Annotated in this window: 19 protein-coding genes, 1 tRNA gene and 1 pseudogene; 12 read left to right on the top strand and 9 right to left on the bottom strand. The window is 33.7% G+C overall.

Going from position 1 to position 15,348, the window contains the following annotated elements:
• Positions 1–7: 7 nt before the first annotated feature.
• From NMY3_RS03320 to NMY3_RS03300, 5 genes are all read left to right on the top strand, one after another.
• Positions 8–1,120: a PQQ-dependent sugar dehydrogenase gene (locus tag NMY3_RS03320; RefSeq protein ID WP_196817526.1), complete on the top strand. Its 1,113-nt coding sequence runs from the start codon at positions 8–10 to the stop codon at positions 1,118–1,120.
• Between the two features lie 14 nt (positions 1,121–1,134).
• Positions 1,135–2,415, top strand: coding sequence for a hydroxymethylglutaryl-CoA reductase, degradative (locus NMY3_RS03315; RefSeq protein ID WP_196817525.1), 1,281 nt, complete (start codon positions 1,135–1,137; stop codon positions 2,413–2,415).
• A 78-nt stretch (positions 2,416–2,493) separates the two neighbouring features.
• Complete coding sequence (hisG, locus tag NMY3_RS03310; protein WP_196817524.1) at positions 2,494–3,489, top strand: ATP phosphoribosyltransferase; 996 nt, start codon at positions 2,494–2,496, stop codon at positions 3,487–3,489.
• Positions 3,482–4,774 carry a histidinol dehydrogenase gene (gene hisD, locus NMY3_RS03305; protein WP_196817523.1) on the top strand — a complete coding sequence of 431 codons (1,293 nt, stop codon included), beginning with the start codon at positions 3,482–3,484 and terminating at the stop codon, positions 4,772–4,774. The genes hisG and hisD overlap by 8 nt, the downstream gene beginning before the upstream one ends.
• Positions 4,774–5,850 carry a pyridoxal phosphate-dependent aminotransferase gene (locus NMY3_RS03300; protein ID WP_196817522.1) on the top strand — a complete coding sequence of 359 codons (1,077 nt, stop codon included), beginning with the start codon at positions 4,774–4,776 and terminating at the stop codon, positions 5,848–5,850. The genes hisD and NMY3_RS03300 overlap by 1 nt, the downstream gene beginning before the upstream one ends.
• A gap of 52 nt (positions 5,851–5,902) precedes the next feature.
• Here NMY3_RS03300 and NMY3_RS03295 read toward each other — a convergent pair whose 3' ends face one another.
• From NMY3_RS03295 to NMY3_RS03260, 8 genes and pseudogenes are all read right to left on the bottom strand, one after another.
• Positions 5,903–6,667 (bottom strand): ERCC4 domain-containing protein, encoded by a 765-nt coding sequence (locus NMY3_RS03295; protein WP_196817521.1) that lies wholly within the window; start codon positions 6,665–6,667, stop codon positions 5,903–5,905.
• Between the two features lie 51 nt (positions 6,668–6,718).
• Complete coding sequence (locus NMY3_RS03290) at positions 6,719–7,111, bottom strand: prefoldin subunit beta (RefSeq protein ID WP_196817520.1); 393 nt, start codon at positions 7,109–7,111, stop codon at positions 6,719–6,721.
• A 54-nt stretch (positions 7,112–7,165) separates the two neighbouring features.
• Positions 7,166–7,474 (bottom strand): KEOPS complex subunit Pcc1, encoded by a 309-nt coding sequence (locus NMY3_RS03285; protein WP_196817519.1) that lies wholly within the window; start codon positions 7,472–7,474, stop codon positions 7,166–7,168.
• On the bottom strand, positions 7,455–7,652 hold the full coding sequence (locus NMY3_RS03280; RefSeq protein ID WP_196817518.1) for a 50S ribosomal protein L37: 198 nt from the start codon (positions 7,650–7,652) through the stop codon (positions 7,455–7,457). Before NMY3_RS03280 ends, NMY3_RS03285 begins: the two co-directional genes overlap by 20 nt.
• Positions 7,653–7,690: 38 nt before the next feature.
• The gene (gene rrp42 / locus NMY3_RS03275) at positions 7,691–8,506 is read right to left on the bottom strand and encodes an exosome complex protein Rrp42 (protein ID WP_196817517.1); all 816 of its coding nucleotides are present in this window, start codon (positions 8,504–8,506) and stop codon (positions 7,691–7,693) included.
• Complete coding sequence (rrp41, locus tag NMY3_RS03270) at positions 8,503–9,222, bottom strand: exosome complex exonuclease Rrp41 (RefSeq protein WP_196817516.1); 720 nt, start codon at positions 9,220–9,222, stop codon at positions 8,503–8,505. Before rrp41 ends, rrp42 begins: the two co-directional genes overlap by 4 nt.
• A 509-nt stretch (positions 9,223–9,731) precedes the next feature.
• Positions 9,732–10,397, bottom strand: a pseudogene (gene rrp4 / locus NMY3_RS17010) (exosome complex RNA-binding protein Rrp4); the annotation flags it as partial.
• Positions 10,398–10,504: 107 nt separating this feature from the next.
• Entirely contained in the window at positions 10,505–11,191 is a 687-nt protein-coding gene (locus NMY3_RS03260; RefSeq protein WP_196817515.1) for a ribosome assembly factor SBDS, read from the bottom strand.
• 111 nt (positions 11,192–11,302) lie between these two features.
• On the opposite strand from NMY3_RS03260, the gene NMY3_RS03255 reads away from it, so the two are divergent.
• Genes NMY3_RS03255 through NMY3_RS03230 form a run of 6 tightly spaced genes read left to right on the top strand, consistent with a single transcriptional unit; the run spans position 11,303 to position 14,480 of the window.
• Positions 11,303–11,959 (top strand): DNA-directed RNA polymerase subunit D, encoded by a 657-nt coding sequence (locus NMY3_RS03255; RefSeq protein WP_196817514.1) that lies wholly within the window; start codon positions 11,303–11,305, stop codon positions 11,957–11,959.
• Between the two features lie 47 nt (positions 11,960–12,006).
• Positions 12,007–12,357 carry a 50S ribosomal protein L18e gene (locus tag NMY3_RS03250; RefSeq protein WP_196817513.1) on the top strand — a complete coding sequence of 117 codons (351 nt, stop codon included), beginning with the start codon at positions 12,007–12,009 and terminating at the stop codon, positions 12,355–12,357.
• Complete coding sequence (locus NMY3_RS03245) at positions 12,350–12,844, top strand: 50S ribosomal protein L13 (RefSeq protein WP_231100209.1); 495 nt, start codon at positions 12,350–12,352, stop codon at positions 12,842–12,844. Before NMY3_RS03250 ends, NMY3_RS03245 begins: the two co-directional genes overlap by 8 nt.
• Position 12,845: 1 nt before the next feature.
• Complete coding sequence (gene rpsI, locus NMY3_RS03240; protein ID WP_196817512.1) at positions 12,846–13,289, top strand: 30S ribosomal protein S9; 444 nt, start codon at positions 12,846–12,848, stop codon at positions 13,287–13,289.
• Positions 13,290–13,348: 59 nt separating this feature from the next.
• Complete coding sequence (locus NMY3_RS03235) at positions 13,349–13,660, top strand: hypothetical protein (RefSeq protein ID WP_196817511.1); 312 nt, start codon at positions 13,349–13,351, stop codon at positions 13,658–13,660.
• A 40-nt stretch (positions 13,661–13,700) separates the two neighbouring features.
• Positions 13,701–14,480, top strand: a complete 780-nt coding sequence (locus NMY3_RS03230) for a pyridoxamine 5'-phosphate oxidase family protein (protein ID WP_196817510.1) — start codon at positions 13,701–13,703, stop codon at positions 14,478–14,480.
• 53 nt (positions 14,481–14,533) lie between these two features.
• On the opposite strand, the gene NMY3_RS03225 is transcribed toward NMY3_RS03230, so the two are convergent.
• Positions 14,534–14,965 carry a hypothetical protein gene (locus tag NMY3_RS03225; RefSeq protein WP_196817509.1) on the bottom strand — a complete coding sequence of 144 codons (432 nt, stop codon included), beginning with the start codon at positions 14,963–14,965 and terminating at the stop codon, positions 14,534–14,536.
• A gap of 101 nt (positions 14,966–15,066) precedes the next feature.
• Between NMY3_RS03225 and NMY3_RS03220 the strand changes: the two genes are divergently transcribed.
• A tRNA-Ser gene (locus NMY3_RS03220) sits at positions 15,067–15,205 on the top strand.
• Positions 15,206–15,348: the final 143 nt, after the last annotated feature.

Genomic DNA, 15,348 nt, shown 5'->3' with positions numbered 1-15,348 from the left:
ATAAAAGATGATGAATAAGTATGTAGTCATAGTAATTGGAATTACAGTTGTAATAATAAGTGCATTAACAATAATAAATACTCCTTCAGATACAACGATCCTTTTACCTTCACCGTACGCAGAAGATAGGGCTTCGGCTGTCAAAGTTATTGCAGATGGTTTAGAATATCCCACAGGTGTCGCAGTTTTACCTGATAAAAGAATCATAATAACAGAACAAACAGGAAAGGCATTAATTCTCAATAGTAACGGATCCCAGTTGAATAATTACGAAGTAACGGATAATTATTTTGACGAGGGTGCAGGACTATTAGGATTGGTAATTCATCCTCAATTTGTCAATAATCATTATTTGTATCTTTATTATACTTATAAAAATAATGATAATCAGACATTCAACAAGATAATACGATTACAAGAAAAAAATAACTCACTTAGTGAAGCAGAGACAATAATCGATCATATACCGGCTTCAAAGCTTCATAATGGCGGAGTATTAAAGTTTGGACCGGATGGAAAATTGTACATTGGTGTTGGAGATACTACAAATTCAGAGTTAGCTCAGAATTTATCTAGTTTGGCAGGAAAAATACTCCGTGTAAACGATGATGGAACCATACCCAGTGACAACCCATTTCCTAATTCTTCAATTTATTCATATGGACATAGAAATGTTGTAGGTATTACGTGGGATTTTAACAATAATACAATGTATGCTAGTGAAGCTGGCAGGATTGGAAATGATGAAATTAATGTAATCAAAGCGGGTGAAAATTATGGTTGGCCAATAGAAGAATGCGGTAATTTAGAAGAAAGTTTATTCATTAATGCAGAATTTTGTTTTACGCCTTCTATATATCCTTCTGGAATTTTGATAAGCAATTCTACGGAACTAGATTACTATGGAAAATTAATTGTGGCTACTTTAAAAGGTGAGCATTTGAGAAGTATTGATCCTATCTCAAAAGATCAATCTTCAATATTAACCGGATATGGCAAAATCAAGGATGTGACAGAAGATAGCGATGGATCATTATATCTGATAACAAACAATAGAGACTTTTTTGATAACGGTGGTGGTGCAATCGACAAATTGTTAAAAATTGTTAAGAATAATTAAAAAAATGAGTAAAAATGAGTAAAAATTTGGATAAGAAAAAATTTAGGAACATGACACATGAAGAAAGACTTCAATTTATTAAAGTAAATACAAGCTTAGATGATAACGAAATTGATTTGTTTAGAAATACATCGGTATTTAAATTTAGTAATATCGATGGGATGATAGAAAATGCTATCGGAATTTTTCCACTCCCTATCGGAATAGCAAACAATTTTGTCATCAACAATAAGGAATATTTGGTTCCGATGGCAATAGAAGAACCATCTGTGATAGCTGCTGCAAGCAACGCCGCAAAGATAGCAAGTAAAGGTGGAGGTTTTATGGCTCAAGCAGATGATTCTATCATGATTGGGCAAATTCAATTAATCCCAAATAGCTCATACGATCAACCAAAAGTTCAAAATCTAATCGAGTTGATATCAAATAATAAGATTGACATAATATCTCTAGCAAATACTAAAAGCAAATTTGCGAAATGTTTAGACATTAAAATTAAACAAGTCAATGATGAAAGCATAAACAAACTCGGACAGATGATAATAATAGAAATCATGGTGGATACCAAAGATGCAATGGGTGCAAATGTTGTTAATACAATGTGTGAAGCCATTGCACCCGAAATAGAAGCATTAACAGGATGTAAAGTAGTACTAAAAATTTTATCTAATTATGCCACCCAACGCCTAGTAAAATGTAGAGGGATATTTCCGACAGAATTAATTGGTGGTGAAGAAATTCTTAAAAGGATTTTATTTGCTTATTCGCTAGCGTTCACTGATGTCCATAGAGCCGTTACTCATAATAAAGGAATTATGAATGGGATTGATAGCGTAGCAATAGCCACTGGTCAGGATTTTAGAGCTATTGAGGCAGGATGTCATGCATATGCGTGCAGAGATGGACAGTATAGATCTTTGACTAAATGGTATCAAAATTCTAAAGGAGATCTCGTGGGAGAAATAGAAATTCCAATGGCGGTGGGAATAATTGGAGGGATAACAAACACACACCCTATCGTTAAAGCGTGTTTGAAATTAATGAATATATCAAATTCGCAGGAATTAGCTACCATTATTGCTGCTTCAGGATTAGCACAGAATTTCTCAGCAATTAGAGCTTTATCTAACGAAGGTATTCAGAAGGGACACATGAAACTGCACTCAAAAAATATTGCAATAATCGCAGGAGCTACAAATGACAAAATAGAAATGGTCTCTAGAAAAATGGTTGAAGAGAGAAATGTATCAGTTTCAAGAGCCAAGGAAATTCTAGAATCATTAAAAGAAAATTAAGCTTGATAAAATAGAAAGTCGAATTAATAAAACAAATAAACAACGTAATAATTAGTATATGCGATATAGGTATCAAATATGGGTCTTATTAAATTCGCGGTGCCCAAAGGCAGTATAGAAGAGGCTACTTTTAAAATGATAGAACAGGCATGGCAATGCAGTGTTAGTGGAAGGGGTAGAATATACAGGGTAAAGATTGCAGACCCAGATATAGAGGTCAAAATTTTAAGACCTCAGGAAATTCCAACATACGTACAAGAGGGATTTCATGATGTTGGAATAACAGGCAAAGACTGGATAAGAGAAACTAATGCTGATGTCAAAGTATTGTTAGATTTAGAATATGGCAAAGTTAAGCAGGTAATAGCTATTCCGGAATTTTTTGAGTTCAATAGTCTGGATGAGTTGATAGATAATTTTGCTCAGAACAAAAAGACATTGAGATTTTCAACGGAATATCTAAAATCAACATCCTCGTATATAAAATCAAAGGAGAGCTATAAAAAATACTTTGGTGATCTGGAACCCACAATAGTAACTCCTTGGTCTAGGACAGGTAATAATAAAATGGTAGAAATCTTCTTATCGTTCGGAGCAACAGAGGCAAAACCTCCAGAAGATGTCGATGCAGTTTTTGACATCACAGAAACAGGAACCACCCTTATTCAAAATAATTTAAAAATCATAGATCAAGTAATGGAATCTACAGCAGTACTCATAGCAAATAAAGATGCTCTAAAGGATCCTATAAAAAAGGAAAAAATTATAGACATGATTGTCCTATTGAGAGGAGTAGTAGAAGCAAGAAAAAAATTACATATTTTCGTTAATGTAGAAAAAGATAATCTTGAAGAATTATTACGTATTCTCCCATCATTGAAAGGTCCAACCATTAGTAATTTAAGTAAAGAAGGATGGTACGGAGTAAATACCATAATAGACAAAAATGAGTTTATTAGACTTATACCAACTATCAGAAAAATTGCTCAAGGGTTGGTAATTTTAGAACCAAGTCAAATATTATCGATGGATAAAATAATTCTAGATGATAAAGATGAAATAAAATTTGATTAAGATTATAAGAATTAGAGAACCACGAGAACAAGCTAATGAATTAAGAGAAAGATCTTGGAATAAGGATCTTTCAATTCCAACAAAGAATGTTCTAAAAATCATTGATGACATACAAAGGAACGGGGATGTAGGATTGTTAAAATGTATTGAGAAATATGAAAACATCAAGATTGATTCATTTGTTGTTAGTAAGTCTGAAATTAAAGAAGCCTATGAAAACGTCTCAACCATGCAAATAAGAATAATAAAATACATGAAATCCAAATTGGAGAAAAGTGAAAAGGCTGTAATTGATAATCTTAAGAATATTAAAATTGATTCGGATGGAATCAAGATAAACAAAACAATAATGCCTATTTTCAGAATAGGATGTTACATCCCAGGCGGGAAAGCTAGATATCCAAGTACGATAGTAATGTGTGCCATACCAGCAAAAGTTGCAGGGGTAAAGCAAATCGTAGCTATTACACCACCCATGAAAAACGGAAAGGTGGACCCTTTGACTCTTGTTGCAGGTGACATCTGCGGTGTAGATGAGTTTTATAAGGTAGGTGGCGCGTACGGAATAGCAGCACTGGCTTATGGTACTAAGACCATAAAAAGAGTGGATAAAATAGTTGGACCAGGTGGTGTATATGCATCTGTTGCAAAGTCAGTGGTATCAAAAGATGTATCAATAGACATGATAGCCGGTCCGACCGAATTACTAGTATATGCTGACGAAAAGTCAAATCCAAGATATATTGCATTGGATTTGATCTCTCAGGCAGAACACAGTGAAGATACATTATGCGGAGTAGTAACGAAATCAAAAATGTTAGCAACAAAGATTTCTGAAGAATTAAATAGAATAATTAAAGAGGATGAAATACCAAGAAAAGAATTTGTTGAAAAAAGTATAAATGATAATGGATTCATTGCATTATGCAATAATAATGAAGAAATAATAGAATTCATTAATGAATTTGCGCCTGAACATCTTGAAATATTTGCAATTGATGATAAAAAAATATTAAAGGAGATTTATAATGCAGGATTGATATTAATTGGAGAATACACTCCATCGTCTGTGAGTGATTATTGTCTTGGCTCTAACCATGTACTTCCAACGTATAGATTTGCAAAATCTAGGTCAGCACTATCTGTTTTAGATTTTATTAAACTAGTAAATGTGATAGAAATGAATAAGGATGCTTTAAAGAAAATCTCTCCAATCATAAAAGAAATAACATCAACAGAAGGGTTATTTAATCACTATGAAGCGGTAAATGGAAGGATAAGATAATGGTGGGGGATTGGTTAGATAAAGAACTTGCCCACATTAAATCATACAAACCTTATAAAAGGCCAGAAAAAATTCATGATTTCTATAAATTAGATTCAAATGAAAATTTAGTTTTAGAACAGAGATTTATAAAATCAATTGCATCAAAATCTCTTCATGAAAGCGATTTTAGAGAATATCCAATAGAACAATTTGAAAAACTGTATACGAAATTAGCAGAGTATACCAAACTAAGTACAAGAAATATTGGAATAGGCAGTGGGTCTGACCAAATAATGGATTTATTATTATCAACAATAGGTAAAGGAAAAAAAGTCATAACAGTAAACCCTACATTTTCTTATTTTACAGACAGATGTAATCTGTATAAAATACCAACTAAATTAATAGATCTTTCCGCTATTGATAATTCTTTTGACCTCGAACTCTTTATCAAAAAAGCTAGAGATTATGATATTATATACATAGCTTCACCGAATAACCCCACTGGAAATCAATTTAAACTTGACGATATTTCAAGTATAATCGATATTTTAAAAGATAAGATGATAATAATCGATGAAGCTTATGTGGAATTTGCTGAATATAGTTTATCTGATATAGTAACAAAATATCATAATGTTTTAATAATGAGAACATTTTCAAAAGCTTTTGGTCTGGCCGGAGCCAGAATAGGATATATCTTGGCTAATGAAGAAATATCTGATGTCTTTAACCAATATATTCAATTACCATACCCATTGAGTAGTTTCTCAATGCAATTGGCAATTGAAGCACTTGATAACATTCAGATTGTAAATAGAAGTATAGAAGTAATAAAGAGAGAAAGAACAAAAATCTTTGATAGGCTAAATAAATTAGACAAGATCAAAATATTCAAATCAGATTCCAACTTCTTTTTCTTTCAAACATTTAGTCACTACAATAATATCAAAAACCAATTATTAAATGAAAGAATACTAATAAAGAATTTTGGAGACCTTGGGAACTACAATGGTGCAATGAGAATCACGATAGGAAATACTGAGATGAATGACAAAGTAATATCAGTAATTGAAAAGTCATTAGCGACCTAGAGTCGTCTGTGGTTAAAAAGTCATGAATAAAATTTTACACTGACAATATCAGTTAAGTCATATTATCCTTATGCGAACCATCACCGGTATTTTCGTCTGTATTATCTATCATCAATTTTTTTTGTGTGTAGACATTTACTTCTTTGGGTACAGGAGTATCCAAAATCTTTCGAATTTTTTCGGCACGCATGTTTCCAAGACCAGGTACCCTGGCAAGCTCTGCTATCGAAGCATTCAAAACATTTGTAGGGGAATGAAATTTATCCAACAATCTTGTAGCTAGTTTAGAACCTATTCCTGGTAAAGAAGTAAGAACATATAATTGTTGAAGAAGAAATGGATTTGACTTTTTTATCTTTTTAAGCAAAGGTCCATCGTTTTTACTCCTAAATTGATTAGAAGCTAGTAAAACTAACAATTCAGCAGTATAAAATACAGAATTAGTATATAAAATTGGGATTCGGAAATCAAGTGCTACTTTTATCAAAGTTTCGTATGCTACCCGTATCTTATCGATAATTAATTTAGAGTCATTTTCAAAATGCTCCCTTGTATCAAGGTCTGTTAAATTTCCTTCTATAATAATCAGTGGCTTTGTATAATGATTTATTAAATCCGAACATTGAATAAATATGCGACCGTCATAGACAGAATTTATCAAATCATATATGGTTTTTCTTTCAATAACAGTCTCAGAGGAAACAATATAGTCTCCAACTGGTAATTGTTTATAATCGACAAATACCCCACTAAGTTTAAGTAAATTAGGAACTCGACTATTTTTCTCTCGCTCATCTGCAACAATTCGAATAGCCAATGCAATAATAAAAAAGCATATTCTTAATTAACATTCATAAGAAAAAAGTTGTTATTGTGGAGGTTGATTAAATTTATTGGATTGTGATCCTCCTTGGGCCATATGCATCATTTGATTAATTTTATTTTCCACTTCTTTTAGATTTTCCTTGACCCTAGATTCTTGTTTGCCCAAAACTACAGTCCTGGTATTTGAAAGCTCTTTCTTTTCTTCTAGTTCTTTTATCAAATTATCCCTGTCAGATTTAACCATCAAAGGGCCTGCAAGCTTGTATACGACATCATCGGGAGTAGTTTTCTTTAACTCCTCCAAGGCTCTTTCTGTTTCAGATATTTCTAGTTCAACCTGTTGTTTTTGCATCATTATTGCTTGAAGATTTTGTTGTAATTGTTGCAATCTTGCAAGTTGCTCTTTTAGCCATGGAGGAAGCTCTTGTTCACTCATTATTAATACAAAGTAACTAAATATTCACTAAGATAAAAATTATTACACCATATATCATTTGTCAATATACAGTATAGAATATGCTAAATCCACTAGTCTCAAAAAAGATAGTAATGACGCACGAAATTTAGACACATTGTTACCAGATATTGATAGTATAATATAGTTATTTTCTGTAGAAACAGTAACATTGGTATCAAAATCAGGGGTAGATTGAATATCGCCTTTTAATGCAACAAAAATAGAATTCAAAGGTTTTTTTAAAATATCACCGTCATCATTATTAGGTGGGAAAAATCCCTTATTGTGGTTTTTTTGCTCTACATCAAAATAAATAAGAATTTTAGCCTTGAAGCTTTCCAAGATTTACGTCATAGGCTCCTGCTGCGACTTTATATTCGCATTTATTGCACCGCCATATACCCATTGCTACTCTTTTAAATTTTAATGAAGTACAGCTTGGACATCGTCTTTTTTGTTTTAATGTCCTATAGACCTTACCGTATCTTTTTCGTACGGTAGCACCAAACTTTACACCCAAACCTTTTAGTGCTGTTGAACCCTTTTTTCTTTTAACCTTTAATTCAACTCCTTTATTTTAGAGCGCATTTCCTCTCCTTTAATTCTTGCGATTTCAGAGAACTGGACAATCTGATTGACAGAAAATGGGCCCGTAAAGCCTTTTTGTACAGCGACTATATTTCCATCAGATTGGGTTGTCATAGTTATGCGGGCATCCATGCATGCTTCCTCTTCTGTTGTTGGATCTAACAAGACCGATTCTCCAATTCTAACTGCGGTAATAGATACCGGCATTGTAGTAATGGGTGGAGGCATAGTTTTACCGGTATCAACTACTTGTTCGTCTTTAATTTCATAGATCGGAAATTTACTTGTTAAAAGAGCAGCCACTACTGCATAAGAGGTAGCATCTAACAAATTACCATCACTGTTTATTATACTACAGTCAACAAAAACAGTATAAACTATTTTTCCAGGAATCAAAACCAATTTATCTAAATCTAGCATTTCTGATTCGCGTATCCCTCTATCAACAACCCGTGATAATTCTATTGCGTCCTCGTCAGGAGGCCCAGGTTCAACGTGAGGAGAGGCAGTGGGTAAAACTTCTGCAGACATGATCAATGCGCCTTTATTTTCTAATCCTTCAAATGGTTCGCCTGTTTCAACTTTAACACCTGCTATAACTTCGGTATTACCTAGCTTTACCTTTGCAGAACCGGAAGCTTTGTCTATTATTCCTATCTCAATTTCAAAATTTCTGTATGACTCAAAATCGCGGCCATCCAATCTTTTCCCTCTTGACAAAGCTTCTAGCATTTGTTGTTTTCGTAGTTGTTCGACTATTACTGTAGAACGTTTAGAGGAGCTCATGCTTCTTCTTTCAACTCCATTTCATTGCCAAAATACTTTTTCATTAGCGCTTCTTTTTGTATTTCGTACACTGACTTGCATCCACTTATTGCTTTTTCCAAACATTCACTAAATTGAGTGGTAGTTAACTTACCATCCAACTGCAGCAAAGTTACTTGTTCCAAATTGGGCAAATAAGCTACAGGCATATCTGCATCTCCTTCTTTATCCTCAAGATCATTAATATCTAGTACAATATTGTCTGATAACCGTCCAGCAGCACAAGCAGAAACCAAATCACGCATATTAATTCCAGCATCAGCTAATGCCACAGAAGCTGCATTGATGCCAGCACACCTAGAGCCACCATCGGCTTGCAATACTTCAACGAAAACATCAATTACTGCTCGCGGATAGTCACTTAAAATTAATGATGGTTCCAAAGATTCACGCATTACTTTAGATATCTCCACTTCTCGTCGAGAGGGAGCAGGGTTCTTTCGTGTATCCGTAGAAAATGGAGACATGTGGTATCTACACCTAAGAACACACCTGTCTGGAAGAGCCATATGTTTTGGATGAACTTCACGTGGCCCGTAAACAGCGACAATTATTTTATTCTTTCCAAATTCTATATAAGCTGAACCGTCTGCATTTTTCACCACGCCCACGGTAATTTTAATTGACCGTAATTCATCTATCCCTCGGCCATCGGATCTTTTTCCGTTTTCGTCCATTAAAGCTAATTCTTTCAAATTATACACATCCTATTTGATCACTCTTGTTTTTTTTCTTTTTGATCGATATCGCTATCGTTGTTGGATGACTTTTCAGAACTATCATTTCTATGCTTTTCCTTTGAACTGGAGCCAGATTTACTAGTATTCGGTGTTGATGATTCATTGTTTGGTTGTGGTTGTGGTTGTGTTGATGATTCATTGTTTGGTTGTGGTTGTGGTTGTGTTGATGATTCATTGTTTGGTTGTGGTTGTGGTTGTGTTGATGATTCATTGTTTGGTTGTGGTTGTGGTTGTGTTGATGATTCATTGTTTGGTTGTGGTTGTGGTTGTGTTGATGATTCATTGTTTGGTTGTGGTTGTGGTTGTGTTGATGATTCATTGTTTGGTTGTGGTTGTGGTTGTGTTGATGATTCATTGTTTGGTTGTGGTTGTGGTTGTGTTGATGATTCAGTACCGGGCGAAGCATTCATTGATTCTGGTTGTTCTGGATCAACTGGGTCTTGAACATTTAGTAAAGTCTTGACTCGTTGAGTAAGATTGGTAGTATGAGACTCTTCCTCTACCATTTTAATAGCCTTTGCAGCCAAACTGAGACCATCTGGGTCTCTGCCTGTAACAACTACTATACCATTTTGACCTATTATCACCCTTGTTTGTGTAGCTTGTTCTATAGTTTGAATCATAGAACCACGTTTTCCAATTAATCGTGGAACCCGAGTAGGAGAAATCTTTATGAATTCGCCGTAAGGGATCTTTCCTAAATCCTTATCTTGAACTGTAAGCATGGGGTCCCTAGTTCTATCAAAAGATACAATCCTTGCAATAATTAAGTCGCCGATGCTTAGTTGTCGACCCATATCATCTTTGGCTGGTGAAAAATCTCGGCCAAATACATCTTGTGCTGGCAGGTGAGCAAAAAAGCATGCATTGATATCAACATCCCAAGACAAAGAAGATCGATCAATGATCTTTCCGATTACTAAGTCGTTAACACGTGGTATATAAACACCCGATAAAGGTATAACTTTAACGCCATCTTTACCAGCTTCAGCAATTCCAACTCTGGTAGATACCAAATAATTACCACTTTTAACAACATTCATCAATGGTTTATAATTACCCTCAATAATTTTATCTCCAGGTATAACATATCTCCTCTTTATTTCTTGCATTTTAGATACTGTCTACCTCCAATAACAAAATAGATGTAAAATGAAATGTTTTCATATTTCTATATCTAATTATGTAGAATTTGTTCTATAATATAATCTGTAAGTAGTTATTCCTTAACTTGTGCAGACCCTTTAGTCAACGAACCTATGCGATCGAGAAAGTTCCCTTTCATACCGGCATTTATTTCTATATTTACTTTTAAAGAACCATCTGATAGCCATTCTTCAGAAGTTAGAACGCCAGAGCTTTTAATATAATTATAACTTATGGAGGAAAAAGAGCTTGGTATAAGAATAACAAGCTGTAACATTTCAGATTTTAATGGAAGAATTTTTCTAAGCGAGTCAACAATAGATTTGACCTGGTCTTCGGCTTTCTTGAAAGGATCGATGGTGACTCTTACATCTTCTAGTGCATTTTCTATTCGTTGTACAGGGTGAGGAAGTTTTGTTTTGGGATCTACAAAATTCTTATTTATGTATTGAACAATCTGTTTTCGCTTGTCCTCTACCATTTTGCGCCTTTGATCTGTAGTAAGATTTAGTTCTCCTTTAAGTAATATTTGTTTAAGTATTTCATTAGAGTCACTAGTTTTGAAATGCTTATTTAATTTATCAACGGCTACTCGAGATCCTTTATTTGCATCTGAATATATTTCGTCTGAGACTAATACGGAAGACAAATCGGTTCGTTTACCTAATTTATACTCTAATGCAGGATCTGGCTTTACTAAAATTTCAAATCTATCATTTCCAATAGTTAATTTTACAACAGTAACTTTTGAATCAGCCATATAATAGAAAATTAACTGTGATATATTAATATAATAATATGTTTAGTAGGTTGCGATATTCCTAATAGATTCATTACATTTTTAATATACGTAAGATTAAATTTATTTGATTTGATCTCCATAGATTTAAAGGTTATTGAGAAACATGATGAAAGAATAACCATTAAATTTAATAATGTACCTCGTCAGTACGTAAATGCAATTAGACGGCTATCAATTAGCGAGGTGCCTACTTTTGCTATTGATGACGTAGTTATTCTAGAAAATTCATCAGTAATGCATGATGAAGCAGTTGCTCACAGGCTTGGTTTAATTCCACTAAGGACTGACTTGAAGAAATTTTCATTACCTGAAGAATGTAGTTGTAAGAGTACACTGGGATGTACGAATTGTAGGGTGTTATTGCAACTTGATGCAGAAGCTAACGAAAAAACTAAAACAATTACTACTTCAGAGTTAATTTCAGAAGATGAATTTGTAAAACCTGTAAGTCAAGATATTCCGATAATAGTATTAGCTCCTGGTCAAAAATTAAAGTTTGAAGCATATGCGAGGTTGGGATTTGGTAGGGATCATGCAAAATGGCAGCCTGCTACAATAGCAGTAGTAAAATATGGCGAAAATGAAAATGAAATTTTTTTAACTGTTGAATCTAATGGAGCATTAACTGCAGAGGAAATAATCATAGCAGCAATCGAGCAGCTAAATAAAAGTATAAAGGACTTTGGCGAAACAATTAACGCACTCCAAATACCAAACAACCTCTAGGTAAATTTATTTGGTACTTTATACTCTTTTAATTGGAATAGCAAGTAATGTTTAACGATACTTTAATAGATAATACAGTTTGGATTCTACGTAAAGCATTTAAAAGTAACAAGGCGCAAATTTGGAAAGCATTGGAGAAAGAATTTTCCAGATCTAGATCAAACAGGAGACAAGTTAACATCCAAAGATTGGATAAAATTACTAATAACGGGGATATAGTGGTAGTTCCAGGCAAGATTTTGGGCAATGGAACGTTGGGGCACAAACTGACAGTTTATGCATATTCATTTTCAGAAACTGCCATAAATAAATTGAACTCTGCAGGGGCAGAAGTTATTTCATTGCAATCATTAATAAGTAAATATCCTGATGGGAAAGGTGTAAAAATAATTGGCTAAGGAAACAAAGTTGGAGACAAAACCAGAAGAAAGTCAGCCACAGCAAAATAAGCTCATAGTAGTCGATGCAACAAATTGTATTTCAGGAAGGCTATGTTCGAAGGTATCAAAATTATTATTGCAAGGTAATAGAGTATCCGTAGTAAATGCTGAAAAAGTGATGGTATCCGGAAATAAGTATGAAGTCATCGAAAGTTACAAGAAAAGATTAGAAGTTGGATCAATTGTTAACCCAATTCACGGTCCATTTCATCCAAGAAGACCAGACACCATAATTACAAAAATGATAAGAGGTATGGTCCCAAAAAGAAAGTCCAGTGGAATGCAATCTTTTAAAAGATTAAGGGTATATATAGGCGTACCAGATGAGTTAAAAAATTCAGCAATGCAATCATTTGAGGACGCCAAAATTACGAGACCCGAATCATTTTACATATCCATGAGTGACGTGGCAAAACAGATAGGTTGGAAAGGAGTAGTTCAATAATATGAATAAAATAGATCTTTATCCCGGACAAAGGAAGACATGTAGAGCCGTAGCTACAATAGTAAAAGGAAATGGAAAAATTAGAATTAACAATATCCCTGTAGAGGTAATTCAACCAGAAGTAGCAAAGGAACTCATTTTAACACCTACTAACATAATTGGTGAACTAAGGGATAGAGTAGATGTTAATGTGCACGTCAATGGAGGCGGCTTCATGGGGCAAGCGTTTGCAAGCGCAGTAGCAATTTCACGTGCATTAACAGGAGAAACAAAAGGTGCAAAGGATCCAAGGGATCATCCATTTACAAGAAACATCAGAGAAGAAATCAAGAAAAAAATAACAGAATTTGATAGACATTTGTTGGTTGGGGATCCAAGACAAACAGAGTCAAAGAAATTTGGCGGCTCAGGGGCAAGACGAAGAAAACAGAAATCATATCGTTAATTTTTACTTTTGGCATATTTTTTGATATCTTAATTAATACAAAAAAGATATAATACAATATGTCACACAATGGCATAGATATAGATCAGTATATTCTGCTGATTATATATCCCAGTATAGCATTTTTTGCAGTAGGCTTCATCACAAGAAAAATAGATTTAAGAAAGACAATCACTTATGCCTTACAAGCCATAATCTGTTTTTGCTTTTCGATTGGTTATTATATATTTATACCCTATGGCGGAGCTCAGGGTTTGTCAATAATATTGGGACTGTTTGGGATTTTATTGATATTTTTAGCAAGGAAAGAAAGAATTTCCCCAGTTACTACTACAGAAGAAGGGAATGAAAGAGGAATGAAAGAGGAATGAATCAGAATTGTCGGTTTTTTAGTTCTACAAGAGCAGAAAAATGCAACTAACGTCCAGATTTAGAATAAAAAATATCAACAACATAATAGAATTTTTGAGCGATGTACATGTTGGAAGATTAGCAACAATTGACGTAAACGGATATCCTCAAATAATTCCAATGAATTTTGTTCATACAGTTACAGATCTAAACACTAAAAATTTTAGCCTTGATTACGGGAAGCCAACATATCGAAAAGACGGCAAAAGAGAAAATATAGACAATGATTTCAAGATAGTAAAGAATGTCTCCACCAAAAAAACAACACTTTATGAACATGTAATTTATATGCATTCCCATCACAGAGGAGAGAAAATTGAGAACTTCCTACGAAATCAAAAAGTAGGATTTGAAGTCGATAAGGAAATTTGCTTTCTGCCCTCGTACTATTTTCATCCTACCGATGCTTCTTTCGCGGACACATTGTATACAAGTATAGTAATAAAAGGAAAAGCATCTGTTGTGTCTGATAATCAAGAAAAAGCATTTGCAATGAACAAAATGATGCAAAAATATCAATCGGAAGGTAAGTATGCTGAATTAAATCAAGATACAAAATCCATCATACATCTAACAGTAATAAAAATTAATGTTGATACAATTGACGGTAAATATAAAATCGGACAAGAATGGTCGGATTCCTTTAGGAAAGATATCGCAAACAAGATTATTCAGAGAGAGGGAATTACCAGAGCAAGAGAAATTCTAAAGGATATGAAAATAATCATACAAAAAAATGGTGAATTGGAATTACCAATTTCAGTAAATCTGCAGCTATAATAGATATATCCCTAAAATATGTATAGAATTCGTCATTAATAATAAACAGGTAGTTAATTTTTCGTACCACAGACTTCGAAACTAAAAGCAATATACCCTATTATTGAGCTATCCTTTCGAATAGGGAAAAAATTGTCAGTATATTTAGGCATTAATTCCTGTTTTAAAGATAGTGCATCTTCTTTTGATATATCCAATCTTAACATATCTTTACCAAAGAGTAAATCCCATAAATCAATATCAAGAACTTCTTTTAATGCAATGAAAGAAATGATCCTGTTAGTATTTGCTTTGTCCACAACTACGAAATAATTAAATTCATTCTCTTCAGAAAATGGATCAGGGACTGTAAAACAATCGATATTGAAATAACTAGTCAATCTTTTTCTTAAAAGGTGTGATGAATAAGACATGAGTGCGAGATCAGTAAGAGACAATGCTTTTACAGTATCTAGAGTAGGCCCTTGAATATTTAATGAAAGCATATCTTTAGTAATAATGTAGGGTATTAATTATTTATGGAGAAATAATAATTATTAACATAAGTTTAAAAATATAACACTTGCAAAGTGATGTAAGGTAAAAAGCCGGGGTACCCAAGCTAGGTAAGCAATCAAAAAATCCAGCCCTAAAAGGGGTCAGCCTCGAGATCTAATAAATGAGGAACTAAAGGATAGATAGCTGATGTCCTTCCGGACTCGTGGGTTCGAGTCCCACTCCCGGCGCCTCAAACGTGGGTTCCGCCTATATCGTTATATATTAAAAGAGCAAAATTTGATTGTTTTCATGTTTTTTGGATGTGTCACCAGAAAGATATGCTTTATGGTCACCATGATACTCTGCATATTTGTTCTTATAATTATATAAA

The organism is Candidatus Nitrosocosmicus oleophilus, assembly GCF_000802205.1.
In the GTDB taxonomy this organism is placed as follows: Archaea; Thermoproteota; Nitrososphaeria; order Nitrososphaerales; family Nitrososphaeraceae; genus Nitrosocosmicus; species Nitrosocosmicus oleophilus.
This window is presented reverse-complemented; position numbering and strand designations above follow the sequence as displayed.

Coding starts and splice junctions, on each gene's coding strand:
- NMY3_RS03320 (WP_196817526.1), top strand. CDS start 8: ATGATGAATAAGTATGTAGTCATAGTAATTGGAATTACAGTTGTAATA.
- NMY3_RS03315 (WP_196817525.1), top strand. CDS start 1,135: ATGAGTAAAAATTTGGATAAGAAAAAATTTAGGAACATGACACATGAA.
- hisG (WP_196817524.1), top strand. CDS start 2,494: ATGGGTCTTATTAAATTCGCGGTGCCCAAAGGCAGTATAGAAGAGGCT.
- NMY3_RS03300 (WP_196817522.1), top strand. CDS start 4,774: ATGGTGGGGGATTGGTTAGATAAAGAACTTGCCCACATTAAATCATAC.
- NMY3_RS03290 (WP_196817520.1), bottom strand. CDS start 7,111: ATGAGTGAACAAGAGCTTCCTCCATGGCTAAAAGAGCAACTTGCAAGA.
- rrp42 (WP_196817517.1), bottom strand. CDS start 8,506: ATGAGCTCCTCTAAACGTTCTACAGTAATAGTCGAACAACTACGAAAA.
- rrp41 (WP_196817516.1), bottom strand. CDS start 9,222: ATGGACGAAAACGGAAAAAGATCCGATGGCCGAGGGATAGATGAATTA.
- NMY3_RS03260 (WP_196817515.1), bottom strand. CDS start 11,191: ATGGCTGATTCAAAAGTTACTGTTGTAAAATTAACTATTGGAAATGAT.
- NMY3_RS03250 (WP_196817513.1), top strand. CDS start 12,007: ATGTTTAACGATACTTTAATAGATAATACAGTTTGGATTCTACGTAAA.
- rpsI (WP_196817512.1), top strand. CDS start 12,846: ATGAATAAAATAGATCTTTATCCCGGACAAAGGAAGACATGTAGAGCC.
- NMY3_RS03235 (WP_196817511.1), top strand. CDS start 13,349: ATGTCACACAATGGCATAGATATAGATCAGTATATTCTGCTGATTATA.
- NMY3_RS03230 (WP_196817510.1), top strand. CDS start 13,701: ATGCAACTAACGTCCAGATTTAGAATAAAAAATATCAACAACATAATA.
- NMY3_RS03225 (WP_196817509.1), bottom strand. CDS start 14,965: ATGCTTTCATTAAATATTCAAGGGCCTACTCTAGATACTGTAAAAGCA.